Origin of the sequence: Roseateles chitinivorans (genome assembly GCF_050632145.1) — a bacterium.
GTDB classification, from domain to species: Bacteria; Pseudomonadota; Gammaproteobacteria; order Burkholderiales; family Burkholderiaceae_C; genus Roseateles; species Roseateles chitinivorans_B.
This window is the reverse complement of sequence record NZ_CP192577.1, coordinates 23123-47428: the sequence shown is the minus strand read 5'-3', so window position 1 is coordinate 47428 and position 24306 is coordinate 23123. Positions and strand designations below refer to the sequence as shown.

20 protein-coding genes and 2 pseudogenes are annotated in these 24306 nt (G+C 68.7%); 12 read left to right on the top strand and 10 right to left on the bottom strand.

All coding sequences use genetic code 11. The annotated features are described in order from the left end of the window. Window position 1: 1 nt before the first annotated feature. The 3 genes from recJ to ACQ86G_RS00195 are packed head-to-tail and all read right to left on the bottom strand — an operon-like array spanning window position 2 to window position 2675. A complete protein-coding gene (recJ, locus tag ACQ86G_RS00205; protein WP_431258782.1) occupies window positions 2-1750 on the bottom strand; it encodes a single-stranded-DNA-specific exonuclease RecJ in 1749 nt (582 codons plus the stop codon). Further along, a complete protein-coding gene (locus tag ACQ86G_RS00200) occupies window positions 1747-2460 on the bottom strand; it encodes a hypothetical protein (RefSeq protein ID WP_431258781.1) in 714 nt (237 codons plus the stop codon). The genes recJ and ACQ86G_RS00200 overlap by 4 nt, the downstream gene beginning before the upstream one ends. Then, window positions 2412-2675, bottom strand: a complete 264-nt coding sequence (locus ACQ86G_RS00195) for a hypothetical protein (protein ID WP_431258780.1) — start codon at window positions 2673-2675, stop codon at window positions 2412-2414. Before ACQ86G_RS00195 ends, ACQ86G_RS00200 begins: the two co-directional genes overlap by 49 nt. 80 nt (window positions 2676-2755) lie before the next feature. On the opposite strand from ACQ86G_RS00195, the gene ACQ86G_RS00190 reads away from it, so the two are divergent. Both ACQ86G_RS00190 and ppk1 read left to right on the top strand, forming a co-directional pair. After that, window positions 2756-3616, top strand: coding sequence for a UDP-2,3-diacylglucosamine diphosphatase (locus ACQ86G_RS00190; RefSeq protein WP_431258779.1), 861 nt, complete (start codon window positions 2756-2758; stop codon window positions 3614-3616). 157 nt (window positions 3617-3773) lie between these two features. Continuing rightward, entirely contained in the window at window positions 3774-5834 is a 2061-nt protein-coding gene (gene ppk1, locus ACQ86G_RS00185; protein ID WP_431258778.1) for a polyphosphate kinase 1, read from the top strand. Window positions 5835-6023: 189 nt separating this feature from the next. Here ppk1 and ACQ86G_RS00180 read toward each other — a convergent pair whose 3' ends face one another. After that, the gene (locus ACQ86G_RS00180; RefSeq protein WP_431258777.1) at window positions 6024-7538 is read right to left on the bottom strand and encodes an exopolyphosphatase; all 1515 of its coding nucleotides are present in this window, start codon (window positions 7536-7538) and stop codon (window positions 6024-6026) included. 114 nt (window positions 7539-7652) lie between these two features. On the opposite strand from ACQ86G_RS00180, the gene ACQ86G_RS00175 reads away from it, so the two are divergent. Next, window positions 7653-8582, top strand: a complete 930-nt coding sequence (locus ACQ86G_RS00175; RefSeq protein ID WP_431258776.1) for a dienelactone hydrolase family protein — start codon at window positions 7653-7655, stop codon at window positions 8580-8582. Between the two features lie 233 nt (window positions 8583-8815). After that, window positions 8816-9592: a ZIP family metal transporter gene (locus tag ACQ86G_RS00170; RefSeq protein ID WP_377156871.1), complete on the top strand. Its 777-nt coding sequence runs from the start codon at window positions 8816-8818 to the stop codon at window positions 9590-9592. Between the two features lie 37 nt (window positions 9593-9629). Here ACQ86G_RS00170 and ACQ86G_RS00165 read toward each other — a convergent pair whose 3' ends face one another. From ACQ86G_RS00165 to ACQ86G_RS00150, 4 genes and pseudogenes are all read right to left on the bottom strand, one after another. Further along, window positions 9630-10082: a universal stress protein gene (locus ACQ86G_RS00165; RefSeq protein WP_431258775.1), complete on the bottom strand. Its 453-nt coding sequence runs from the start codon at window positions 10080-10082 to the stop codon at window positions 9630-9632. A gap of 169 nt (window positions 10083-10251) precedes the next feature. Beyond that, a pseudogene (locus tag ACQ86G_RS00160) lies at window positions 10252-11194 on the bottom strand (sulfurtransferase). 6 nt (window positions 11195-11200) lie between these two features. Continuing rightward, complete coding sequence (locus tag ACQ86G_RS00155) at window positions 11201-12079, bottom strand: DMT family transporter (protein WP_431258774.1); 879 nt, start codon at window positions 12077-12079, stop codon at window positions 11201-11203. Window positions 12080-12257: 178 nt separating this feature from the next. Continuing rightward, complete coding sequence (locus ACQ86G_RS00150; RefSeq protein WP_431258773.1) at window positions 12258-13388, bottom strand: aromatic ring-hydroxylating oxygenase subunit alpha; 1131 nt, start codon at window positions 13386-13388, stop codon at window positions 12258-12260. Between the two features lie 311 nt (window positions 13389-13699). Here ACQ86G_RS00150 and ACQ86G_RS00145 point away from each other — a divergent pair, with 311 nt between their 5' ends. Genes ACQ86G_RS00145 through dxs form a run of 3 tightly spaced genes read left to right on the top strand, consistent with a single transcriptional unit; the run spans window position 13700 to window position 16864 of the window. Beyond that, window positions 13700-13960, top strand: coding sequence for an exodeoxyribonuclease VII small subunit (locus ACQ86G_RS00145; protein WP_431258772.1), 261 nt, complete (start codon window positions 13700-13702; stop codon window positions 13958-13960). A gap of 27 nt (window positions 13961-13987) precedes the next feature. Further along, complete coding sequence (locus ACQ86G_RS00140; protein ID WP_431258771.1) at window positions 13988-14848, top strand: polyprenyl synthetase family protein; 861 nt, start codon at window positions 13988-13990, stop codon at window positions 14846-14848. Between the two features lie 60 nt (window positions 14849-14908). Next, a complete protein-coding gene (dxs, locus tag ACQ86G_RS00135) occupies window positions 14909-16864 on the top strand; it encodes a 1-deoxy-D-xylulose-5-phosphate synthase (RefSeq protein WP_431258770.1) in 1956 nt (651 codons plus the stop codon). Window positions 16865-16915: 51 nt separating this feature from the next. On the opposite strand, the gene ACQ86G_RS00130 is transcribed toward dxs, so the two are convergent. Continuing rightward, window positions 16916-17869, bottom strand: a complete 954-nt coding sequence (locus ACQ86G_RS00130) for a LysR family transcriptional regulator (protein WP_431258769.1) — start codon at window positions 17867-17869, stop codon at window positions 16916-16918. Window positions 17870-18006: 137 nt separating this feature from the next. Here ACQ86G_RS00130 and lysA point away from each other — a divergent pair, with 137 nt between their 5' ends. The 3 genes from lysA (at window position 18007) to ahpF (ending at window position 21813) form a co-directional block, all read left to right on the top strand. Further along, window positions 18007-19269 (top strand): diaminopimelate decarboxylase, encoded by a 1263-nt coding sequence (lysA, locus tag ACQ86G_RS00125; protein WP_431258768.1) that lies wholly within the window; start codon window positions 18007-18009, stop codon window positions 19267-19269. A gap of 219 nt (window positions 19270-19488) precedes the next feature. Further along, on the top strand, window positions 19489-20052 hold the full coding sequence (gene ahpC, locus ACQ86G_RS00120) for an alkyl hydroperoxide reductase subunit C (protein WP_067283909.1): 564 nt from the start codon (window positions 19489-19491) through the stop codon (window positions 20050-20052). Between the two features lie 207 nt (window positions 20053-20259). After that, a complete protein-coding gene (gene ahpF / locus ACQ86G_RS00115; protein ID WP_431258767.1) occupies window positions 20260-21813 on the top strand; it encodes an alkyl hydroperoxide reductase subunit F in 1554 nt (517 codons plus the stop codon). 56 nt (window positions 21814-21869) lie between these two features. On the opposite strand, the gene rarD is transcribed toward ahpF, so the two are convergent. Next, on the bottom strand, window positions 21870-22787 hold the full coding sequence (gene rarD, locus ACQ86G_RS00110) for an EamA family transporter RarD (protein WP_431258766.1): 918 nt from the start codon (window positions 22785-22787) through the stop codon (window positions 21870-21872). A 71-nt stretch (window positions 22788-22858) separates the two neighbouring features. Between rarD and ACQ86G_RS00105 the strand changes: the two are divergent. Both ACQ86G_RS00105 and ACQ86G_RS00100 read left to right on the top strand, forming a co-directional pair. Then, window positions 22859-23127 (top strand): annotated as a pseudogene (locus tag ACQ86G_RS00105) (MoaD/ThiS family protein). 96 nt (window positions 23128-23223) lie between these two features. Then, a complete protein-coding gene (locus tag ACQ86G_RS00100) occupies window positions 23224-24306 on the top strand; it encodes a WD40/YVTN/BNR-like repeat-containing protein (RefSeq protein ID WP_431258765.1) in 1083 nt (360 codons plus the stop codon).

The window sequence follows — 24306 nt, the reverse complement described above, 5'->3', positions numbered from 1 at the left end:
ACTACTCGGCCATCGCCTCCACCACCATCTGCACACGCTGCTGCCCCTGGAACTCGTCGAGGCTGAGCCGGTAGGCCAGCGTGACCTGCTCGGGCAACTGCTCGGTGTGGCCGAACCAGATGGCGTCGCGGATCCAGGCGCCCTGGCGCAGGCGCAGCTTGAGGTGGCGCTCGCCGACGATGCGCTGGTTCACGACCTGCACGCGGTCGCAGAACAGCGGCGCCTCGAAGGCCTGGCCCCAGACCTGCGCCTCCAGCTCCTGGACCGTCTCCGCGCAGAAGGCCTCCGGCGGCAGCGGGCCGTCGGTGCGCAGCGTGCGGGTGAGCGAGGCCTCGTCAAGCCATTCGCGGGCGACGTCCTCGAAGGCGGCGCGGAAGGCGTCGACGCCGCCTGGGCCCAGCGTGCAGCCCGCCGCCATCGCATGGCCGCCGAATTTCTTCAGCAGCTCGGGATGGCGCTTGGACACGAGGTCCAGCGCGTCGCGCAGATGGAAGCCGGGGATCGATCGGCCCGAGCCCTTGAGCTGGCCGTCCGCGCCCTCGGCGAAGACGAACACCGGGCGGTGCAGCCGGTCCTTGATCCGCGAGGCCACGATGCCGACCACGCCTTCGTGGAAATCGGCGTCGAACAGCGCCAGCGCGGGCGGCGGTGCGCCGTTCAGGCGCGGGTCCGTCATCAGGCGCTCGAGCAGCGCGAGGGCCTGTTCCTGCATGCCGGCCTCGATCTCGCGGCGCTCGCGGTTGATGCGGTCGAGCTCGCGCGCGAGGGCCAGCGCCTGCTCGCTGTCGTCCGTCGTCAGGCAGGTGATGCCCAGCGTCATGTCGTCCAGGCGACCGGCGGCGTTGATGCGGGGACCGAGCGCGAAGCCGAGGTCGAAACTGTTGGCGCGCGAGGCGTCGCGGCTCGCCGCGGTGAACAGCGCCTGCACGCCCGGCTGCATGCGGCCGGCGCGCATCCGCCGCAGGCCCTGCGCCACCAGGCGGCGATTGTTGGCGTCGAGTCTCACCACGTCGGCGACGGTGCCCAGCGCGACCAGGTCGAGCAGGCCGTCGAGCCGCGGCGGCGGGTTCTCACCGAAGGCGCCGCGGCGGCGCAGCTCGCCGCGCAGCACCGTCAGTACGTAGAACGCCACGCCGACGCCCGCCAGGCTCTTGCCGGGGAAGGGACAGCCCGGCTGGTTGGGATTCACCAGCGCGTCGGCGTCGGGCACGGTCGGCTGGCCGTCGGCGGTGACCGCGGGAAGGTGATGGTCCGTGACCAGGACCTTCAGGCCCAGCGCGCGCGCGAAGGCCACGCCGGCGTGGCTGGCGATGCCGTTGTCGACCGTCACCAGCAGCTGGGGCTCGTGCTTCAGCGCCAGCTCGACGATGGTCGGCGTCAGGCCGTAACCGTGCACTGCGCGGTCGGGCACCACGTAGCTGACCGTGCCCGGCTGCGCGCCCAGCAACGCCAGGCCGCGCAGCATCACCGCGCAGGCGGTGGCGCCGTCGCAGTCGTAGTCCGCGACGATGCAGATGCGCTCGCCCGCGGTGATCGCGTCGGCCAGCAGTACGGCGGCCTTGTCGATGCCGAGCATGCCCAACGGCCCCTCGGGCGGCAGCAGATGCTTCAGGTCGGGATCGATTTCGTCGCGCGACAGCACGCCGCGTGCCGCGAAGAGGCGCGACAGCAGCGGCGAGAAGCCGGCTTCCTGCAGCGCGTGGGCGGAGTCCGGCGGGACGTCGCGGGTCAGGAGGCGGGGGCTGATCACAGGGACTCCATGGCCGTGGCGACGGACGCGCTCGGCGACGCGAATTTCTCCTTCAGCCGCTGCCAGGTGCCGGCCGGCTGCCGTCTCCAGGTGCGCGCGAGACGCTCGCCGCTCAGCGTGAGCGCCACCGGCCCGCCGGCGCGCGCGGCGTTCAACGCCTGCCCGATGGGCCCCTGGTCCAGCGCCTTCCAGCCTTCGCTCCAGGTGTAGAGATCGCCGGTCAGCATCGGCGCGCGCAGGCGGTCGTCGATCAGGAGGTCGGCGGGCAGCGCATGACCGCGCTCCCGCGCGCCGCCGCCGATCCAGACGGCGTTCAGCGGCCGCAGGCGGCGTTGCTCGCGCGCCTGGTTGAGCGGGTGGTCGTGCAGCAGCATCTGCGCCTCGTTGAGCAGCGTGCGCAGGCGACGGGCGCGCGGGTACCAGGTCTCGACGCCCCGGTTGAGCACGCGATCCGCGCTGGCGGCGTCGAGGCCGTCGAGATCGTCATGCGCGATCGCCCATTCGCCGCTGGACAGCCACGCGGTCCGCCAGCCTTCGGCGGCGGGGAACAGCGCGGTCGACAGCGCATCGAGGAAGGCGCGCGATTCGGCATCGTCCAGATCGAGCGTCTCGGGGCCGAGCGCGGTGACGCCCTCGGTGCCGATCGCGAAATGGGCGGGCGTCAGCAGCGCCCAGGCGGCGCCGGCGGGATCCTGGCCCGCTGCGCGCACGCGCCACGCGGCGATGGGGGGGTCGTCGGTGACGCCGCGGCGGCGCGCCAGAAAGAGTTCGTGCGGGGGAGCGGGGCGGTCTCGTCGGCGTCGCCGACATCCTCCACCGGGGCCAGCAACCCGAGCAGGCGGCCCAGGTTCGGCAGCTCCAGCTCGCGCAGGGCGCCCTCGAAATGAGGGTCCAGCGAGCTGGCGAAGGGGATCATCAGGTGCATGGCGGGGATTATCGGGGGTCCGGTCATCAAGCTTTCATCCAGGGTCGGCAACCTGTGGGGCCATGCTGACCGACACGCTCATGGCCGCCGCGATTTCGAACGAACCGCCTGGGGCCGAGGCGGCGGAACCCGAAGACGGCGGATCCATCCGCGTGCGCACGGTGTGGATCTCCGATCTGCACCTGGGCACGCCGGGCTGCCAGGCCCGGGCGCTGCTCGACTTCCTGCGGGAGGTGGAGTGCGAGCAGCTCTTCCTCGTCGGCGACATCGTCGACGGCTGGCAGCTGCGCCGCAGCTGGTACTGGCCGCAGGAACACAACGACGTCGTCCAGAAGCTGCTGCGCAAGGCGCGCAAGGGGACGCGCGTGATCTACGTGCCTGGCAACCACGACGAATTCGCCCGCAAGTACCTGCAGCACAGCTTCGGCGGCATCGAGGTCGCGCACGAGTGGATCCACGAGACCGCCGACGGCCGCAAGTTCTGGGTCACCCATGGCGACCTCTTCGACGGCGTCATCCAGCATGCCAAGTGGCTGGCCCATCTGGGCGACACGCTCTATGAGTTCACGCTGAAGCTGAACCGCCACCTCAACTCGCTGCGGGCCCGGATGGGCCTGCCGTACTGGAGCCTGAGCAAGTACCTGAAGCTCAAGGTCAAGCGCGCGGTCTCGTTCATCGGCGAGTTCGAGCAGGCGCTCGCCCGCGAGGCCCGCAAGCGCGGCGTGCAGGGCGTCGTCTGCGGCCACATCCACCACGCCGAGCTGCGCGACATCGACGGCATCACCTACGCCAACGACGGCGACTGGGTCGAGAGCCTCACCGCGCTGGTCGAGCACCCGGACGGCCACCTCGAGATCCTGGACTGGGCCGAGCGCCAGCGGATGCTCGCGGAGCAGGGAACTGCCGAAGCGCTGGCCGCGGCGATGCGCCAGCCGGCCTGACGCCTCCCTCCCTCGCTTCATCGTCGCACGCCGCCCGCTCGATGACGACGCCTGTCGTCCGCCGAGGCGACGGGACGGCCCGACTTCGGTGAAACCGTGCGGAACCCGCCCGAAAGAGGGTCATTGGGCTGTCACACCAGCTTCATAGAATCAGTTCATGACTCTGCCCGACGTCCCGCTGCTCAACCGCGAAAACGCGATCCTCGAGTTCAACCGGCGCGTCCTGGCCCAGGCCCAGCGCGTCGACGTGCCGCTGCTGGAGCGGCTGCGCTACATCTGCATCGTGTCCAGCAACCTCGACGAGTTCTTCGAGGTGCGCTTCGCCGACATGCTGGACATGCAGCGCGACGGCAGCGGCCTGGTGACGCCGCGCGACGTCGAGCGCGTCGGCCGCGCCGCCCACGACCTGATCGACGAGCAGTACGCGATCTTCAACGACCAGGTCATGCCCGCCCTGCGCGAGCACAACATCCAGATCCTGAACCACGCCGACCGCACCGACGAGATGCGCGCGTGGGTCGCCAAGTTCTTCGAGCGCGAAGTGCGTCCGCTGCTCGTGCCGGTGGGCCTGGACCCGGCGCATCCGTTCCCGCAGGTCGGCAACAAGTCGCTGCACTTCATCGCCCGGCTGTCGGGCAAGGACGCGCTCGGCCGCGACAACCGCATCGCCATCGTCAAGGTGCCGCGCGTGCTGCCGCGCGTGATCAAGGTGCCGGCGGCCATCAGCGGCGGCAAGCAGAGCTTCGTGCTGCTGACCAGCGTCATCCGCGCGCATCTGGAGGAGCTGTTCCCGGGGCGGCACGTCGAGGCCTTCTCGCAGTTCCGCGTCACGCGCGACTCGGATCTGGAAGTCGACGAGGAAGAGATCGCCAACCTGCGCCACGCGCTGCGCTCCGGCCTGACGACGCGCCACTTCGGCCGCGCGGTGCGGCTGGAAGTGGTCAACACCTGCCCCGAGGAGCTGTCGCGGTTCCTGCTCGAGCAGTTCGATCTGCCGGAGGCGGCGCTGTACCGCGTCAACGGCCCGGTCAACCTGGTGCGCCTGAACGAGCTGATCGACCAGACCGACGCGGAGGACCTGCGCTTCCAGCCCTACGAGCCGAGCTGGCCCAAGGGCCGGCTGCCACGCGGCAAGTCCATCTTCGACAAGCTGCGGACCAAGGGCGACGTGATGCTGCATCACCCGTTCGAGAGCTTCGATCCGGTGGTGCAGCTGCTGCGCGAGGCGGTCGAGGATCCGGACGTGCTCGCGATCAAGCAGACGATCTACCGCACCGGCAGCCAGTCGGTGCTGGCGGACCTGCTGATCGAGGCGGCGCGGCGGGGCAAGGAAGTGCTGGCGGTCGTCGAGCTGAAGGCGCGTTTCGACGAGGAGGCCAACATCAACTGGGCGGAGCGGCTGGAGGCCGTCGGCGCGCAGGTGGTGTACGGCATCGTCGGCCTGAAGACGCACGCGAAGCTGATGCTGATCACGCGCCGCGAGGGCGGCAAGCTGCGCCGCTACGGGCACCTGTCGACCGGCAACTACAACCCGAAGACCGCGCGCTTCTATACCGACCTCGGCTACCTGACGGCCGACGCCGAGATCACGGCCGACATGGACCTGGTGTTCAGCCAGCTGGCGTCGCTGTCCAAGTTCAAGGCGCCGAAGAAGCTGCTGCTCGCGCCGTTCAACCTGCACCGCACGATGTGCGAGCTGCTGACGCAGGTCGAGGAAGCGGCGAAGCGCGGCGAGACGGCGCGCGTGGTCCTGAAGATCAACGCGCTGACCGATGCCGAGCTGATCAACGGCCTGATCCGGGCGGGCAAGGCCGGCGCGAAGATCGACCTGATCGTGCGCGGCGCCTGCATGCTGCCGCCGGGCCTGCCGGGCGAGACGGACAACATCCTGGTGCGCTCGGTGGTGGGTCGTTTCCTCGAGCACTCGCGGATCTTCTACTTCCGCTGGGGCAAGGATGAGCAGGAGGCGCTGTACCTGTCGAGCGCCGACTGGATGGCGCGCAACATGCTCAGACGCATCGAGGTGGCGTGGCCGATCACGGACGCGAAGCTGCGTCAGCGCGTGATCGACGAGGGCCTCACGCCTTACCTGTACGACACGCTGGACGCCTGGCAACTGGGACCTGACGGCACCTCGCAGCGCATCGGTACCGAGGACAACCCCAACGGCGTCTGTGCACAGCAGGCGCTGATGCGCCTGTACCGCGAAGAGCTCTGACGGCGCTCGGACGCCCTCCGAAGTCCTCGTTCCCGATGGACGGGCATGGCCCGGGCCGGCGACGAAGTCGAGCTTCAAAAAACTGACTGGGCGCCGTCTGTCTGAGCGGCGCGAACCGGAGGTGAGCAGAGCGAGTTGGCGCCCGCTCGACGCCGTCGCCGGCCCGGGCCATGCCCGTCGCGCTCGCCCCTAGGCGTCGAGCGCCAGCTGCACCTTCCCCACCTTGGCCCAGGCCTCCAGCTCCTCCCGGAGCAGGAAGTGGGCGCGGGGATGGGTATCGGCCCAGCCCTTGCGCATCTCGATGGTGACGTCCATGCCTTCTCGGCGGATCTTGATGTCGCCCGCATCGACGTTCGTGCGGGCGTGGCACTTGATGGCTGCCAGCCGGAGCGCCAGCAGCTGCCAGACCATCGGTTCTTCCTGCAGCTGTTCTTCCAGCTTGCGCAGTCCGCCGCGCTGACCGAGCGCGAGATCGCCGAGGCGTCGCAGCTGGTTCTGCGAGAAGCCGGGCGCGTCGACGTGAGACAGCAGGTAGGCGCTGTGGCGATGGTGGTCGTGGTGCGAGACCATCATGCCGATCTCGTGGAGGGCGGCGGCCCAGGACAGTTCGCGGCGGTGTTCTTCCTCGGCCTTGGGCGACAGCTGCATGTGCAGCCGCTGCGCGAGCGATTGCACGCGACCGGCCTGCGCCCGGTCGACGGCGAAGCGGCGCTGCAGCTCGGCGACCGACTGTTCGCGCATGTCGCGACCGGCGGCGAGCAGGCGTGGGTCGAGGCGTTCCGCCAGGTCGAAGACGACGCCCTGGCGCAGGGCCCCCTTCGCCGGATACAGGCGATCGATGTCGAAATGCGTGAGCAGCGTGTAGAGGATGCACAGTCCGCCGCCGACGACGGCGCGGCGATCCTCCTTGAGCCCGGGGAGCTTGAGCGCGTCGACGCGACCGGCGGCCAGGCACTGCTCGATGCACCAGCGCAGGCCGTCGAGGGTGATGGAGCCGTCCGGGCTCACGCCGCTGGCGGCCAGGATCTGCGAGACGGCGCCGACGGTGCCCGACGAGCCCAGTGCCTGCTGCCATCTCGGCTGGGACGACTGGCGGGAGAACTGGGTGATGGCTTCTTCCAGTTCGGCGCCCGCGGCGACCTGCGCGGCGCGGAAGGCCTCGGCCGTGAAGCGGCCGTCCGGGAAGAAGCGCATCGACAGGCTGACGCTGCCGATCTGGAAGGATTCGGTGCTCACCGGCTGCGGGCCGCGGCCCAGGATCATCTCGGTGGAGCGGCCGCCGATGTCGATGACCAGGCGCGGATCCTCGGCCGTCTGCAGCCGGGCCACGCCGGCGTAGATCAGGCGGGCCTCCTCGCGGCCGGAGATCACTTCGATCGGATGGCCCAGCACCTCCTGGGCGCGCGCGAGGAACGCGTTGCGGTTGCGCGCCTCACGCAGCGTCTGCGTCGCGACCGCGCGCACCTGGCGGCCCGGCAGGCCCGACAGCCGTTCCGCGAAACGGCGCAGGCAGGCGAGCCCGCGCTCGGTGGCTTCCTCGGTCAGCATGCTCATCGCATCCAGGCCCGCGCCCAGGCGCACCGTTTCCTTCAGGTAATCCAGGCGGCGGTACTGCCCGTGCTGCAACTGGGCGAGTTCCAGACGGAAGCTGTTGGAGCCCATGTCGATGGCGGCCAGGGTCAGGGGAACTTGCGCTTGCGTCATGGGTCGGGATTGTCGCGGTGTTTGGTGTCCCTTCCGGGAACGAAGTGCTTTCATCTTCACTCGCGCTAGCATCCGGCGTTCCGTCCACCCCGCATCCCAACCGAGGAGCCGCAGATGACGAATTCCGATTCCCGCGACGAGGGCGCCGCCGGCGTGTCCCCCGAACTGGTCGACGCGATCCGCGACGACATCGACACGCTGACCCCGGGACGCGCCTTCAGCCGGCGCGCGTTCGTCGGCACGGCGGTGGGCAGCGGCTTCGCGGCGGCGGTGCTGCCGGTCTCGGCGCAGACGATCACCACCGACACGCAGGGCCTGGATGCGGGACCGGTGGCTATCCCGGTCGGCGACTTCAAGATGCCGGCCTATGTCGCGCAGCCGGCGGGCAAGAAGAATGCGCACGTCGTGCTCGTGATCAGCGAGATCTTCGGTGTGCATGAGCACATCGCCGACGTCGCGCGCCGCTTCGCGAAGCTCGGATACCTGGCGATCGCGCCCGACCTGTTCGCGCGGCAAGGCGATGCCAAGGTCTATTCGGACATCGCCAAGCTGCAGAGCGAGATCATCCAGCGCACGCCCGACGCGCAGGTCATGAACGACCTGGACGCCGCGGTCGCCTGGGCGAAGCAGCAGGGCGGCGATACCTCGAAGCTGGCGATCACCGGTTTCTGCTGGGGCGGCCGCATCGTGTGGCTGTACTCGGCGCACAGCAGGGCGGTGAAGGCCGGCGTGGCCTGGTACGGCCGCCTGCAGGGCCAGACGAATGCGATGACCCCGAAGCATCCGATCGACGTCGTCGGTCAACTGAACGCGCCGGTGCTGGGCCTGTACGGCGCCCAGGACAACGGCATTCCCGTCTCCACGGTGGCGGCGATGCAGGAGGCGCTCAAGCAGGGCAGCGCCGCCGCCAAGGCGAGCGAGTTCGTCGTCTACCCCGACACCGGCCACGCCTTCCACGCTGATTACCGCCCGAGCTACAAGTCCGAGCCCGCCAAGGACGGCTGGGCCCGCTGCCAGGCCTGGTTCAAACAGCACGGCGTCTGAACGCCAACGGCCCGAAGTCAGCGAGAGAGGCTGGGGCCGGCATGGGGCTCGAGGGTCCAGGAGGGAGCCCTCATGCCCCGTGGAGAGCCCGCGCCCGGCTTCTCGGAGTCATTCCTCGAGCCTGCGCTCCCCCACGCCGTGATGCCAGAGCCTTCCAAAGCGGGGGCTTGACGAGTCTGAGACAATTTTGGGAACCCAACCGGCGCACCCTCAGTGGTGCGCCTTTTTTATCCATGACCCTGACCTACATCCTGCTGGTGACCTTCGCCGGTGGACTTGCCTCCGTGACGATCGCGGCGATGCTGACGGTCGGCCTGCTGAGCCGCATCGTCAAGCACCTGGTGAGCCTGTCCACCGGCGTGCTGCTGTCGACCGCGCTGCTGCACGTGCTGCCGGAGGCGTTCGAGAGCGGGGCGGATCCGCACAACCTGTTCCTGGCGCTGCTGGGCGGGTTGATGTTCTTCTTCCTGCTGGAAAAGGCGGAGCTCTACCGCCACACGCACCACCATGAGGGGGACGGGCACCACCACCACCATCATTTCGACCAGGAGCAGGCCGGTCGGGGTGGGTTGTCGGTGCTGGTGGGGGACTCGATCCACAACTTCTGCGACGGCATCATCATCGCCGCGGCCTTCCTGGCGGATCACCACCTGGGGTGGGTCACCGCGATGGCGATCGTCGCCCATGAGATCCCGCAGGAAGTCGGCGACTACATCGTGCTGCTGAACGCCGGCTTCACACGGAAGAAGGCGCTGTTCTTCAACGCCGTGTCGGGCATGGCGGCGGTGGTCGGCGGGCTGGTGGGCTATTACGTCGTCGGCCCATGGCAGCAGCTGTTCCCCTACCTGCTGGTGGCGGCGTCGAGCAGCTTCGTCTACGTCTCGGTCGCCGACCTGATCCCGCAGCTGCAGCGTCGGCTGCCCTGGAAGGACACCGCGTTGCAGCTGCTGTGGCTGGGCGTGGGGATCGTGTTCGTGCTGATCGTCGTTGGCGGCAAACACGCCCACTGAGCGACTGCTCCACTGAGCGACTGCTGGCCGGAGGCGCCTACTGAGGCGCGCCCTCGCCGTGCACCACCAGCACCGGGAAGGCGCAGTGCGACAGCACCTTCTGCGTCTCGCTGCCGAGCAGCAGCGCCTGCAGCCCGCGTCGGCCGTGCGTGGCCATGACCAGCAGGTCGGCGTCGACGCGCTTGGCGTGCTCGATGATGGCTTCCCAGGGGTGCAACGCCTCGACGCTGTGGGCGTCGATCTCCAGGCCTTCGGCCCGCGCCAGCGAGAGCACATGGGCCAGACGCTCCTGCGCGATGCGCTCCTGGGCGTCGAAGAACTCCTGCGGCGGCGTCGGCTGCATCTCCGAGACGGCGCTGTAGGGGAAGGGTTCCTTCACGCTGATCGCGAACAGCCGCGCATTGTGGAACTTCGCCAGCTGGATGGCGGTGGAGATCGCCTTGGCGGTGATGTCGGAACCGTCGGTGGGAATCAGGATGCGCTGGAACATGGCGAGCCTCCTTCGAGCGAACGGGGTGGGGCTGGGTGGTCCCGACCCGCACCACGGGCGGGGTCAGGGCTTGCCTTCGCAGTCTGGGCTTCCCATGGTGCTCGCGCCATGCGCAATGTCAATAAGGGCCGGCGTCAGCACGTCGGTCAGCCCTTTGTCAGCCCTTCAGTCAGCCTTTTGCGAGCGGCAGCCGCGGGTTGGCGCTCCATTCGCTCCAGGATCCGGGGTAGAGCCGGCTGCCCGGCAGCCCGGCGTGATGCATCGCCAGCAGGTTGTGGCAGGCGGTCACGCCCGATCCGCATTGGTGCACCGTGCCGTCCGGTCCCTGCGGGCCGAGCAGCGCGCTGAATTCCTCGCGCAGTTGGTCGGCCGGCTTGAAGCGGCCCTCCGGTGTCAGGTTGGATTTGAAGAAGCGGTTCGTCGCACCAGGAATGTGGCCAGCCTGGGTGTCCAGCGGTTCGACTTCGCCGCGGAAGCGCTCGCCCGCGCGGGCGTCGATCAGCCGGACGCGGCCGAGTCCGGCGAGCAGGTCCTGGGCGGACCAGGGGGCCTCGAGCGGGGCGGCAGGTTCAAAGGAGGCGGTGGGGCCGAGGGGGGATCTCCGACGTCACCACGCCGCCGGCCTGCTGCCAGGCCGCGAACCCGCCGTCGAGCACGGCCACCTGCGCGTGGCCCAGCCAGCGCAGCATCCACCACAGGCGGGCCGCGTACATGCCGTCGGCGGCGTCGTAGGCGACGAGCTGCCGGCCCGGCGCCATGCCGAGGTCCCGCAGGCGGGCCGCGAAGGCCTCCCGCTCGGGCAGCGGGTGGCGGCCGCGGAACGCACCGACGGCGTCCTGTTTCGGGCCGCTGAGGTCGCGGTCCAGATTCAGGTAGAACGCACCGGGCAGATGGCCGGCCGCGTACGCACGCTCGCCGGCCGCCGTGTCGGCCAGATCGAAGCGGACGTCGACGATCAGCGGCGGCGCGGACGAGTTCACCAGCGCCCGCAACTGCTCGACCGAGATCAGCCCGTCAAGGCCCGCCGGAGCGGGGCGCGTCGACGACGCCTCGGGGGACGTCGACGGGGATGCCGAGGAAGGAACCGGGTGAGGCGTCGCTGAAGTCGTCATGGCCGTTCAAGATTCCTGGACAGAATGCTGGGCGTCCTTGGGGGTGTTCCGGGCGCGCAACAGCGTCGCCCCCAGGCCCGCGACGACGATCAGCAGGATGCCGATCCACGAGAGCAGGCCCAGCAGGTCACCGAAGATCAGCACACCATACAACGCCGAGAACACGATGCCCAGGTACTGCAGCGATGCGTTCACCAGCGGCTTGCCGGTGCCGTAGGCGCGCGTCATCAGGAGCTGGGCGGCCGTGGCCAGCACGCCGACGGCCAGCAGCAGCGCCGCGCCGGTCCAGGTGTGGCCGTGCCAGCCGCCGTGCGACACGATCGTCGTCAACGCGCCGGCGACCACGCCGCCCATCGAGAAGTAGAAGACGATGCGGAATTCCGGCTCCCCCGCGCGGCCCAGCGAGGTCACCTGCAGGTAGGCCATCGCCGACAGCATCCCGGACGCGAGCCCGGCCAGGCCGTGCCAGACCTGCTGGTCCTCCATCGCCGGCTGCAGCACCAGCCCGACGCCGACGAAACCCAGCAGCACGGTGATGATCAGCCGCGGATCGACCTTGGCCGCGCCCATGAGCACCGCGCCGCCGATCAGGAACAGCGCCATCCAGACCGAGGACATGTAGTTCAGCGTCATGGCCGTGGCGAGCGGCAGCTTGCTGATCGCGAAGAACCACAGCGACAGCGCGATCACGCCGGACAGGCTGCGCCAGAAATGCATCGCCGGCACGGAAGTCTTCAGCGACAGCCCCTTGGCCCGCGAGAGCGCGAACAGGAACAGCGTACCGACCAGGCCGCGATACATGACGATCTCGCCCGCGCCGTAGTAGGCCGAAGCCAGCTTGACGCAGACACCCATGGTGGCGAACAGCAAGGTCGCCAGGACCATCAGAAGGGGGCAGACATATGCGGTCGATTCTCGCGCCGAAGGTCGGTCCGGCCTGTTGTGGCGAGCCGCAAAAACGAACGCCCCGCAAGAGCGGGGCGTTGTGCGCCCCGCGGTGGCGCAGGGGCGGGGCGGGTGCGCGACGTGTGCGCTGGCGTGTGAACCCGCCGTCGGCGTGGTGTCAGCGCTTCATCAGCCCGCGGTACCACTCGTGGAAGTGCTTCATGCCGTCTTCCATCGGCGTCTGGTATGGGCCGGCCTCGTCGTCGCCGCGTTCCATCAGCGCCTTGCGGCCGGCGTCCATGCGCAGCGCGATCTCGTCGTCCTCGATGCAGGTCTCCATGTAGGCGGCCTGCTGGGCATCGATGAGGTCGCGCTCGAAGGCCACCACTTCTTCCGGGTAGTAGAACTCGACGATGTTGGTCGTCTTCTGCGGCCCCTTGGGGAACAGCGTCGACACCACCAGCACGTTGGGATACCACTCCACCATGATGTTGGGGTAGTAGGTCAGCCAGATGGCGCCCTGTTCCGGCGACTGGCCGCCGGAGAAGCCCAGCACCTGGTCGTGCCACTTGGCGTAGACCTCGGAGCCCGGCTTCTCGAGCGCCTTGTTCACGCCCACCGTCTGCACCGAATAGTCCCGGCCGAACTCCCACGCCAGGTCGTCGCAGGTGACGAAGTGACCCAGGCCCGGATGGAACGGGCCCACGTGGTAGTCCTCCAGGTAGACCTCGATGAAGGTCTTCCAGTTGTAGTCGCACTCGTGGACATGGACCTTGTCGAGCTGGTAGCCGCTGAAGTCCAGCGCACCGCGCGGCCCCAGCTTCGCCAGGTCGGCGGCAATGTCGCGGCCGTTGTCCTCGAACAGCAGGCCGTTCCACTCGCGGATCCTGTAGCGGTTCAGGTGCAGGCAGGGGTCCTGCTTGAAGTGCGGCGCGCCGACCAGCTCGCCCTTGAGGTCGTAGGTCCAGCGGTGCAGCGGGCAGACGATGTTGCTCTGCGTGTTGCCGCGGCCACGCAGCATCACCGCCTGCCGGTGCCGGCAGACGTTGGAGATCAGTTCCAGGCCTTGCGCGCTGCGCACGATGGCGCGGCCTTCGCCCTCCTGCGGCAGGGCGTAGTAGTCGCCGACCTCCGGCACGGCGAGCGCGTGACCGAGGTAGCGGGGGCCATGCTGGAAGATCAGTTCCTGTTCGCGGCGGAACAGGTCCTCGTCGAAGTAGGAGGTGACCGGTAGCTGGGGGTGGCTGGGGGCCGTGCTGCCCGTGCCGTTGCGTTCAAGCGCGCTGAGAGGGATGCTCAGGTCGGACATGATCCAAGAGGGTCTCCAAGACTCCAATGTCAACCGTGACGGCCGCCCCCCAGGTGAACGGGCCGGCATGCGTGGGGACTGAGTGAAACTGATCGCCGGCCCCGTTTTGGCCCCTTTTAGGGGATCGGAGCGGGCAAGGGAACCGGTGATTGTACCCGGGCTACCAATGGCGGGGAAACGCGAGGGTGTCAAGCTTTACCCAGCGCCCGAAACAGCCGCTGACGCCTGTGGCGCTCGGCTCACATCCCCCGACGGTCGGACGACGGGCGGAGCGTTGACGGTGCTTACAATCCTCATTTTCGTGTTTTGAAATGAGCAAGCCTTCCGCCAGCGCCAAACCGGCGCAGCCCGCGATCCACGAGCAGGAGCCTGCCAGCTATGAGCTGGCGGTCGAGGAGTTGGAACGTCTGGTGCAGGCCATGGAAGCCGGTCAACTGCCGCTGGATCAGCTGCTGGCCAGCTACCAGCGGGGAGCCGCCTTGCTCAAATACTGCCGCACCCGACTTCAGGCCGTCGAACAACAAGTACAGGTCATTGAAGGCGGCGGCGCGCAGGCTTGGGGAGATGAATAAGTGGATGCAGGGGTTTTTGAACGTTGGGTGAAGCAATCGCTCGAGGACGTCGAGCGGTCGCTGGAGGCCTGGGTGCCCGAGGCGGCGCCGGCGGGCCTGGGCGAGGCCATGCGGTATGCCGTCCTCGGCGCGGGCAAGCGCCTGCGCCCGTTGCTGGTGCTGGCCGCGGCGGACGCCGCGGGCGGCCAGCGCGAGGCCGCGATGCGCGCGGCGTGCGCGGTGGAGCTGATCCACGCGTACTCGCTGGCGCATGACGACATGCCGTGCATGGACAACGACGTGCTGCGCCGTGGCAAGCCGACGCTGCACGTGCAGTACGGCGAGGCCCAGGCGATGCTGGCCGGCGACGCGATGCAGGCGCTGGCCTTCGACGTGCTGACGCCGGACGAGGGCGTCGCGCCCGCGTTGCAGGCCAAGCTGTGCCGGCTGCTGGCGCGCGCCAGCGGCTACGACGGCATGGCCGGCGGCCAGGCGATCGACCTGGCCAGCATCGGCAAGCCGCTGGACGAGGCGTCGCTGCGCGACATGCACCGCCGCAAGACCGGCGTGCTGCTGCAGGCCAGCGTCCTGATGGGCGCCGCCTGCGGCGAACTGACGCCGGCCGCGTGGGAATCGCTGAGCCGCTACGGCGCCGCGATCGGCCTGGCCTTCCAGGTCGTCGACGACATCCTGGACGTCACCCAGGACAGCGACGTGCTCGGCAAGACCGCCGGCAAGGATCAGGACAACAACAAGCCGACCTACGTCAGCGTGCTGGGCCTGGAGCCCGCCCGCGCGTACGCGCTCCGCCTGCGGGACGAGGCGCATCAGGCGCTCGCCGGCAGCGGCCTGGCCGACACCGCCTGGCTCAGCCTGCTGGCTGACAAGGTGGTGGAGCGCGACAACTGAGATCCTTGCCGGATCCGGAAAGGATCCGGCGTGGACGCTGCGACAAGGAGAGGCGACGCCATGAGCGAGAACCCATCGAACGCGACGGCCGCGCAGACGCTGCTGTCGACCATCGAAAGCCCCGCGGATGTGCGCCGGCTGTCGCGTGGCCAACTGCCGCAACTGGCCGACGAGGTCCGTGCGCACATTCTCAACAGCGTGTCCAAGACCGGCGGCCATCTGTCGTCGAACCTCGGCACCGTGGAGATGACGGTCGCGCTGCATTACGTCTACGACACGCCGCGCGACCGGCTGGTGTGGGACGTGGGCCACCAGACCTACCCGCACAAGATCCTGACCGGCCGCCGCGACGCGATGGCGACGCTGCGCCAGCAGGGCGGCATCTCCGGCTTCCCGCGCCGCGACGAGAGCGAGTACGACACCTTCGGCACCGCGCACTCCAGCACCTCGATCTCGGCCGCGCACGGCATGGCGATGGCGGCCCGGATCAAGGGCGAGTCGCGCCGCGTGGTCGCGATCATCGGCGACGGCGCGATGACCGCCGGCATGGCCTTCGAGGCGTTGAACAACGCCGGCGTCGCGCATGGCGGCCTGCTCGGCGACGTGCTGGTGATCCTGAACGACAACGACATGTCGATCAGCCCGCCGGTCGGCGCGCTGAACAAGTACTTCACCCGGCTGATGAGCGGCAAGTTCTACGCCGCCGCGCGCGAGGGCGCGAAGTCGGTGCTCAAGCACACGCCGCTGTACGAGTTCGCCCGCCGCTTCGAGGAGCACACCAAGGGCATGTTCGTGCCCGGGACGATCTTCGAGGAGTTCGGCTTCAACTACGTCGGCCCGATCGACGGGCACGACCTGGACGCGCTGATCCCGACACTGGAGAACCTGCGCGACAAGAAGGGCCCGCAGTTCCTGCACCTGGTCACGCGCAAGGGCCAGGGCTACAAGCTGGCGGAGGCCGACCCGGTCAAGTACCACGGCCCGACGCCGTTCAACCCGGCCGAAGGCATCAAGCCGTCGACCGCGCCGGCGAAGAAGACCTTCACGACGGTGTTCGGCGACTGGCTGTGCGACATGGCCGAGGTCGATCCCACGCTGGTCGGCATCACGCCGGCGATGCGCGAGGGCTCGGGCATGGTCGAGTTCCACAAGCGCTTCCCGACGCGGTACTACGACGTCGGCATCGCCGAGCAGCATGCGGTGACCTTCGCCGGCGGCTTGGCCTGCGAGGGGCTGCGTCCGGTGGTGGCGATCTACTCGACCTTCCTGCAACGCGGCTACGACCAGATGGTCCATGACGTGGCGCTGCAGAACCTGCCGGTGCTGTTCGCGCTGGACCGCGCGGGCCTGGTCGGCGCCGACGGCGCGACGCATGCCGGCAACTACGACATCGCCTTCACGCGTTGCATTCCGAACATGAGCGTGATCACGCCGTCGGACGAGAACGAGTGCCGCCAGGCGCTGTACACCGGCCACGTGCACAACGGCCCGGTGACGGTCCGTTATCCGCGCGGCGCCGGCATCGGTGCGGAGATCCGGAAGGAGATGGTCGCGCTGCCCTGGGGCAAGGGCGAGATGCGCCGGACCTCGTCGCAGCCGTCGACCGGCGGTCGCGCCGGCGCCCATGCGCCGCGGGTGGCCATCCTGGCCTTCGGCACCTTGCTGCATCCGGCGCTCAAGGCGGCGGAGGCGCTCGACGCCAGCGTCGCCAACATGCGTTTCGTGAAGCCGCTGGATGTCGAGCTGGTCAGGGAACTGGCCCGCACGCACGACGCGCTGGTGACCGTCGAGGACGGCTGCGTCATGGGTGGCGCCGGCAGCGCGGTGCTGGAAGCGCTGCAGGCCGAAGGCCTGTCGTTGCCGGTGCTGCAGCTGGGCTTGCCCGATGAATACGTCGAGCACGGCGAACCCGGCAAGCTCATGGCCCAGTGCGGGCTGGATGCCGCCGGCATCGAGCGCTCGATCCGCGAGCGTTTCCTGACGACCGTGGCGCCGGTGGCGATCAAGGCCGCCTGAGCGGCGCACGCGTTCCCTGGAGCTGTCCTTCGAACGGCGCTGGCCTCGCGGTCAGCGCCGTTTTGCCTTGGCGGCCGCCTGCAGCCCCGGTCGGTCGGGCGACTTGACCAGCGCGGGGGCGAGCGCGCGTTTCACCGCGTCGATGAAGTCCTGCGTCAGCGCATGCGCGGCGCGGTGCAGCGGCCACAGCGCCTGGACGCGGAAGGGGACCGACACCGAGAACGGTCGCAGGTGCAGATCGGGGCCGGCGCAGGCCCGCGCCGTCAACGGATTGACGAGCGCGATGCCCAGGTTTTTCTGAACCAGCGCGCAGACGGCGATCGCGCTGTGTGTCTCCATTTGCAGACGACGCCGCACGCCGGCACTTGCAAAGATGGCGTCGAACTGGCGGCGATAGGGGTCCTCGGCCGACAGGCTGACGAAGCGCTCGCCCTCGAAGTCCTGCGGCGTGAGCACCGCGCGCTCCAGCAGCCGGTGTCCGGCGGGGAGGATGCAGACCTCGTCGAGCTCGGCCAGCGTTTCGCTGCGTGTGCCCGGCACGGTGGCGGAGACCTCGCTCAGGCCGATGTCGAAACGCTGCGCCGCCATCCATTCCTCCAGCAGCGGCGATTCCTGTGGCGTCAGCGTCAGCGCCGCCTGCGGGTGCCGGGCGAGCCAATCGGCGCTCGCATCGGGCAGCAGCGCGTGCGCCAGCGCCGGAAGCGTGAGGACGCGCAGGCGCTCGTCCTCGGCGCGCCCCAGCGACTGGGCGCGCGCGACCACCAGGTCCAGACCCTGGTAGGCACGCTGGACTTCGTCGAACAACGCGAGCGCCCGCGCCGTCGGACGCAGCCGCCCCGCCGTGCGTTCGAACAGCGCGTAGCCGAGCAGCGATTCCATCCGTGCCAGCTCGCGGCTGATCGTCGGTTGGGACGTGAACAGCAGTTGCGCGGCGCCGGTCACGCTGCCGGCGGTCATGACGGCGCGGAAGACCTCGATGTGGCGGTGCGTGATCGGCAGGGACATTCCGGCAGGATATCAGTGCATATCAGAAATGAATTCAGCAAGCAAAACAAAGCATTTGATTGAATACAACGTCCGACGGATGCTTGCGGTCATCACTCCGGGACGTTCACGATGCGTTCGACGCAAGGATTTCTGACATGCCGCAAGCCCTGACCCCCGTCCGCGAACAGCAACTGCAGGCGCTCGCCGCCAAGTACGGCACCCCGCTGTGGGTCTACGACGCCGCCGTCATCCGCGAGCGCATCGGCGCGCTGGGCGGGTTCGACACGATCCGTTTCGCCCAGAAGGCGTGTTCGAACACGCACATCCTGCGGCTGATGCGGGAGCAGGGCGTGAAGGTCGATTCCGTGTCGCGCGGCGAGCTGCTGCGCGCCTTCGCCGCCGGTTTCACCGTCGGCGCAGGCGCGGACGCGGTCCATTCGGACATCGTGTTCACCGCCGACCTGCTGGACCGCGAGACGCTCCAGACCGTCGTCGAGCACCGCGTCCCGGTGAACGCCGGTTCGATCGACATGCTGGAGCAGCTCGGCGAGGTCTCGCCCGGCCACCCGGTATGGCTGCGCCTGAACCCGGGCTTCGGCCACGGCCACAGCAACAAGACCAACACCGGCGGCGAACACAGCAAGCACGGCATCTGGCACGAACAGCTGACGGACGCGCTGGCCGTGATCGCGCGCCGCGGGCTGACGCTGATCGGGCTGCACATGCACATCGGGTCGGGGGTCGACTACGAGCATCTGGGCCGCGTCGGCAGCGCCATGGTCGACCTGGTCCGGACGGTCAAGGGCAGCGGCCTGGACCTGCTGGCGATCTCGGCGGGCGGCGGTCTGTCGATTCCCTACCAGGAGGGCGGCGAGCGGATCGATACCGCGCACTACTTCAGCCTGTGGGATGCCGCGCGGAAGGAGGCGGAGAACGTCGTCGGCCATCCGCTGGACCTGGAGATCGAACCGGGTCGCTATCTGGTGGCGGAATCCGGCGTGCTGCTGGCCGAGGTCCGCGCGGTCAAGGCGCAGGGCCGTCAGCATTTCCTGCTGGTGGACGCCGGCTTCAATGAGCTGATGCGGCCGGCGATGTACGGCAGCTTCCACGCGATGAGCCTGATCCCTGCGGATGGCCAGCGCCGACCGCTCCAGGAGACCGTGGTGGCCGGTCCGCTGTGCGAATCCGGGGACGTGTTCACCCAAGCCGAGGGCGGCGTCGTCCTGGCGCGGGAATTGCCGCGAGCCCAGGTCGGCGACCTGCTGGTCATCCACGACACCGGCGCATACGGCGCCTCCATGTCCAGCAACTACAACAGCCGGCCGCTGATCGCCGAAGTGCTGGTCGACGGCGGCTCGGACCGACTCATCCGCCGTCGCCAGACCGTCGAGGAACTGCTGGCGCTGGAAGCGGTCTGATCGTCGTTCGTCGGGTTTGAACGCGGGGAAGGCCGATCTGGCGGTTTTGACAGCGGTTTGTCGCCGATATGACGTTTTTGCTATCGCACAAATGATTTTTGATAGCTTGGCTCAATAGGGATACGCAATAGGCTGCATTGGGGAATTCAAACCCACCGATAGCCTCGTCCCCCTATCATTCTTCCCATCCCATCAACCCCAGACAGCGAGAACGAAGCAATGTCCCTGATCAACACCCAAGTCCAACCCTTCAAGGCCCAAGCGTTCCACAACGGCAAGTTCATCGAGGTCACTGAAGAGTCGCTCAAGGGCAAGTGGTCCGTGCTGATCTTCATGCCGGCCGCCTTCACCTTCAACTGCCCGACGGAAGTCGAAGACGCGGCGGACAACTACGGCGAGTTCCAGAAGCTGGGCGCCGAGGTCTACATCGTCACGACCGACACGCACTTCTCGCACAAGGTGTGGCACGAAACCTCGCCGGCCGTCGGCAAGGCCAAGTTCCCGCTGGTCGGCGACCCGACGCACGCGCTCACGAACGCCTTCGGCGTGCACATCCCGGAAGAAGGCCTGGCCCTGCGCGGCACCTTCGTGATCAATCCGGACGGCGTCATCAAGACCCTGGAAGTGCATGACAACGCGATCGCCCGCGACGTCAAGGAAACGCTGCGCAAGCTGAAGGCGGCCCAGTACGTCGCCAAGAACCCGGGTCAGGTCTGCCCGGCCAAGTGGAACGAAGGCGACAAGACCATCGCCCCGTCGCTGGACCTGGTCGGCAAGATCTAAGGATCTCGCCCTTCGGGGGAGGAAGGCGGGCCGAGCGGACGCCTTTCCCCCCGGACCGGTGATCCGGATGAGGACGTTCCTCTCCCCTCACTGCAAACGCATCGCGCGTGGACCGATCCGGTCCGCGGGCGTGTGCTCGGCCGCCCCTTCGATCTGACAGGGAGGCCGGTTCTCGAAGTCGCTTAAGAATATTGGAAGGAAGCAACGATGTTGGACGACAACCTGAAGGCGCAGCTCAAGGCCTACCTGGAGCGGGTCACGCTGCCGTTCGAGATCGAAGCCTCGTTGAACGACTCCGAGAGCGCCGCAGAGCTCAAGCAGCTGCTGCAGGACATCGCCGCGATGTCCGACAAGATCGCGCTGAACCTGAACGGCAACGACGCGCGCAAGCCGTCGTTCAGCCTGAAGCGCACCGGCACCGAGCAGAGCCTGCGCTTCGCCGCCATTCCCCTGGGCCATGAGTTCACCTCGCTGGTGCTGGCCCTGCTGTGGACGGGCGGTCATCCTCCGAAGGTGGAGCAGTCCACCATCGACCAGATCAAGGGCCTGGACGGGGACTACCTCTTCGAGGTCTACATGTCCCTGACCTGCCACAACTGCCCGGACGTCGTGCAGGCGCTGTCGCTGATGTCGGTGCTGAATCCGCGCGTCAAGACGGTGGTCGTGGACGGCGCGCTGTTCCAGGACGAAGTCAACGCCCGCGAGATCATGGCGGTGCCCACGATCTACCTGAACGGCCAGGAATTCGGCTCGGGCCGCATGACCGTGGAAGAGATCGCCGCCAAGCTGGACACCGGCGCGGCGGAGAAGGACGCGGCCAAGCTGTCGGCCAAGGATCCGTACGACGTGCTGATCGTCGGCGGCGGTCCGGCCGGCGCGGCGGCGGCGGTGTATGCGGCCCGCAAGGGCATCCGCACCGGCATCGCGGCGGAACGCTTCGGCGGTCAGGTCAACGACACGCTGGCGATCGAGAACTACATCTCCGTGCTGTCGACCGACGGTCCGAAGTTCTCGATGGCGCTGGAGTCGCACGTCAAGGATTACGGCGTCGACGTGATGAACCTGCAGCGTGCGGATCAGCTGATCCCGTCGACCACGCCGGGCGGACTGGTCGAGCTGAAGCTGGCCAACGGCGGCTCGCTGAAGAGCAAGACGGTGATCATCTCGACCGGCGCGCGCTGGAGGAACGTCAACGTCCCCGGCGAGCAAGAATACAAGAACAAGGGCGTGGCCTATTGCCCGCACTGCGACGGTCCGCTGTTCAAGGGCAAGCGCGTGGCGGTGATCGGCGGCGGCAACTCCGGCGTCGAGGCGGCGATCGACCTGGCCGGCATCGTGTCGCACGTGACGCTGCTGGAGTTCGGCGACCAGCTGCGCGCTGATGCGGTGCTGGTGAAGAAGCTCGAAAGCCTGCCGAACGTCGTCATCCTGAAGCAGGCGCAGACGAGCGAGTTCACCGGCACGGCGGGCAAGCTCGACGGCTTGAACTACGTCGACCGCGCCACTGGCGAAAGCAAGCGCGTCGAGGTCGAAGGCGTGTTCGTGCAGATCGGCCTGGTGCCCAACACCGAGTGGCTGCGCGGCACGATCGAGCTGTCCAAGCACGGCGAGATCATCGTCGACGCGAAGGGTCAGACCTCGGTGCCGGGCGTGTTCGCTGCGGGTGATGCGACGACGGTGCCGTTCAAGCAGATCATCATCGCGGCCGGCGATGGGGCGAAGGCGGCACTCAGCGCCTTCGACCACATCATCCGGAACTGATCGCGGTTCAGCCCCCTGATTGACGCCCCGAAAGGGGCGTCAGTCGTTTGTGGGGTTCAACGCCGACTGCGCCAGAGGCTCTCCGCGCTGTAGACCGCGAGCGCCGACCAGATCAGCACGAAGCCGACGAGCCGCGCGCCGGCGAGCGGCTCGTGATACAGCCAGACCCCGAGCAGGAACTGGATCGTCGGGGACAGGTATTGCACGAGGCCGAGCGTCGTCAGCGTGATGCGGCGGGCGCCGGCGGCGAACAGCAGCAGCGGCACGGCCGTCAGCGGCCCGGCGAGCAGCAGCCAGCCGATGTGAACGGCGTCGCCGGTCGCGAATGCGCTGGTGCCCTGGCTGGTCCACCAGAACAGCGCGACAGCGGCGAAGGGCGAGAGGATCAGCGTCTCCAGCGACAGTCCCTCCAGCGCCCCCAGATGCGCCGTCTTGCGCATCAGCCCGTAGATCCCGAAGCTCAACGCCAGCACCAGCGCGATCCACGGCAGCCGTCCGGCGGTCACCGTCAGCCAGATCACGCCGGCCGCGGCGAGTGCGATCGCCAGCCACTGCACCGGTCGCAGCCGTTCGCGCAGGAACACGAAACCCAGCATCACGTTGACCAGCGGGTTGATGAAGTAGCCCAGGCTGGCCTCGACGACATGGCCGTGCTGCACCGCCCACACATAGACCAGCCAGTTGGTCGAGAGCAGCATCGCCGACACCGCGCAGGTCCCCAGCAGCTTCGGCGAGCGCAGCACCGGTCCGAGCCAGGCCCAGCGGCGCAGCGCCGTCAGCAGGATCGCGACGAAGACCATGGACCACAGCGTCCGGTGCGCGATGACTTCGAACGCGCTGACGTCGCTCAGCCGCTTGAAGTACAGCGGGAACAGCCCCCAGGCGATGTAGGCCAGCGCGGCGTAGAGCATCCCGGTGCGGGCGTGTCTGATGGCGTCTGGGGTATCGGCGGCGGTCGAGGTGTCGTTGGTCATGGGTGCTGCGGGCGCGAGGGCCCGCGATTCTGCTCTTTTCAGGCGGACCGCTTCGTCGCAGGATGGACACCATGGCCCACGTCGAATTCACGTCGCAACTGCATCGCTTCGTCGACACCCCCAGCTGGACTGCGACGCCGGCACCCTGGGGGAGGCGCTCACGCTCGCCTTCGACTGCAATCCCCGCCTGCGCGGCTACATCCTGGACGAGCAGGGGCACCTGCGCACCCACGTCGCCGTGTTCATCGACGGCCACCGCGCGCGGGACCGGCAGGCGCTCAGCGACCCGCTGACGGCGCAGTCCAAGGTCTACGTGCTGCAGGCGTTGTCGGGCGGCTGAACGCTGCCGCCCCTGGCCTGTCGAGAACCGCGACGCCCGATCGTCGTGGGAGGTGATGTCCGCCATCGCAACACCAGCCATCGCAAGGAGACACCGATGACCACCACCGCCTGGGCCGCGACCCGCAAGGGTCTGTTCGAACTGCGCAGCGATCCCGCCGGTGGCGGATGGTCGATCGACCGCCACAGCTTCGTGGGGGACCCCGTCAGCATGGTGCTGCCCGCTCCGGCGGGTGGCGGCCGGATGTTCGCGGCGCTCAACCTGGGGCACTTCGGCGCCAAGCTGCAGGCGTCCGACGATGGCGGCGTCACGTGGCGCGAACTCGCCTCACCCGCGTTCCCGGAACAGCCGGAAGGGGCCGAAGGCCCGCCCTGGAAGCTCCAGCAGATCTGGGCGCTGGAGCGCGGCGGCGACGGGCGGCTCTGGGCCGGCACCATCCCCGGCGGCCTCTTCGTCAGCGACGACCAGGGCGAGACCTGGCAGCTCGTCGACACGCTCTGGGACAAGCCCGAGCGGCTGGGCTGGTTCGGCGGCGGCTACGACGCGCCGGGCATCCACTCGATCAACGTCGATCCGCGTGATCCGAGGCGGCTGCTGCTGGGCATCTCCTGCGGCGGCGCCTGGCGCAGCGACGACGGCGGCGCGACCTGGCACATCAGCGCCAAGGGCATGCGCGCCGATTTCCTGCCGCCGGAGCAGCAGGGCGAGGAGAACACGCAGGACCCGCACCGCATCGTCGCCAGCGCCGCCGATCCGGACGTGCTCTGGTGCCAGCATCACAACGGCGTCTGGCGCTCGGTCGACGGCGGCGCGAACTGGGGCGAGATCAAGCCGCCGCTGTCGGGCTTCGGCTTCGCGGTGGCCGCGCATGCGGGCGATCCGGACACCGCGTGGTTCGTGCCGGGCGTGAAGGACGAGAAGCGGTTGCCGGTCGACGGTGCGCTGGTGGTGAACCGCACGCGCGATGGCGGCAAGACTTTCGAGACGCTGCGCAACGGCCTGCCGCAGGCGCATTGCTACGACCTCGTCTACCGCCACGGCCTGGCCGCGCACGACGACGGGCGGCGCCTGCTGATGGGCAGCACGACCGGCAACCTGTGGGCGACCGACGATGCCGGCGACCGTTGGTCGCTCGTGTCGGGGCACCTGCCGCCGATCTACACGGTGCGGTTCGGCTGA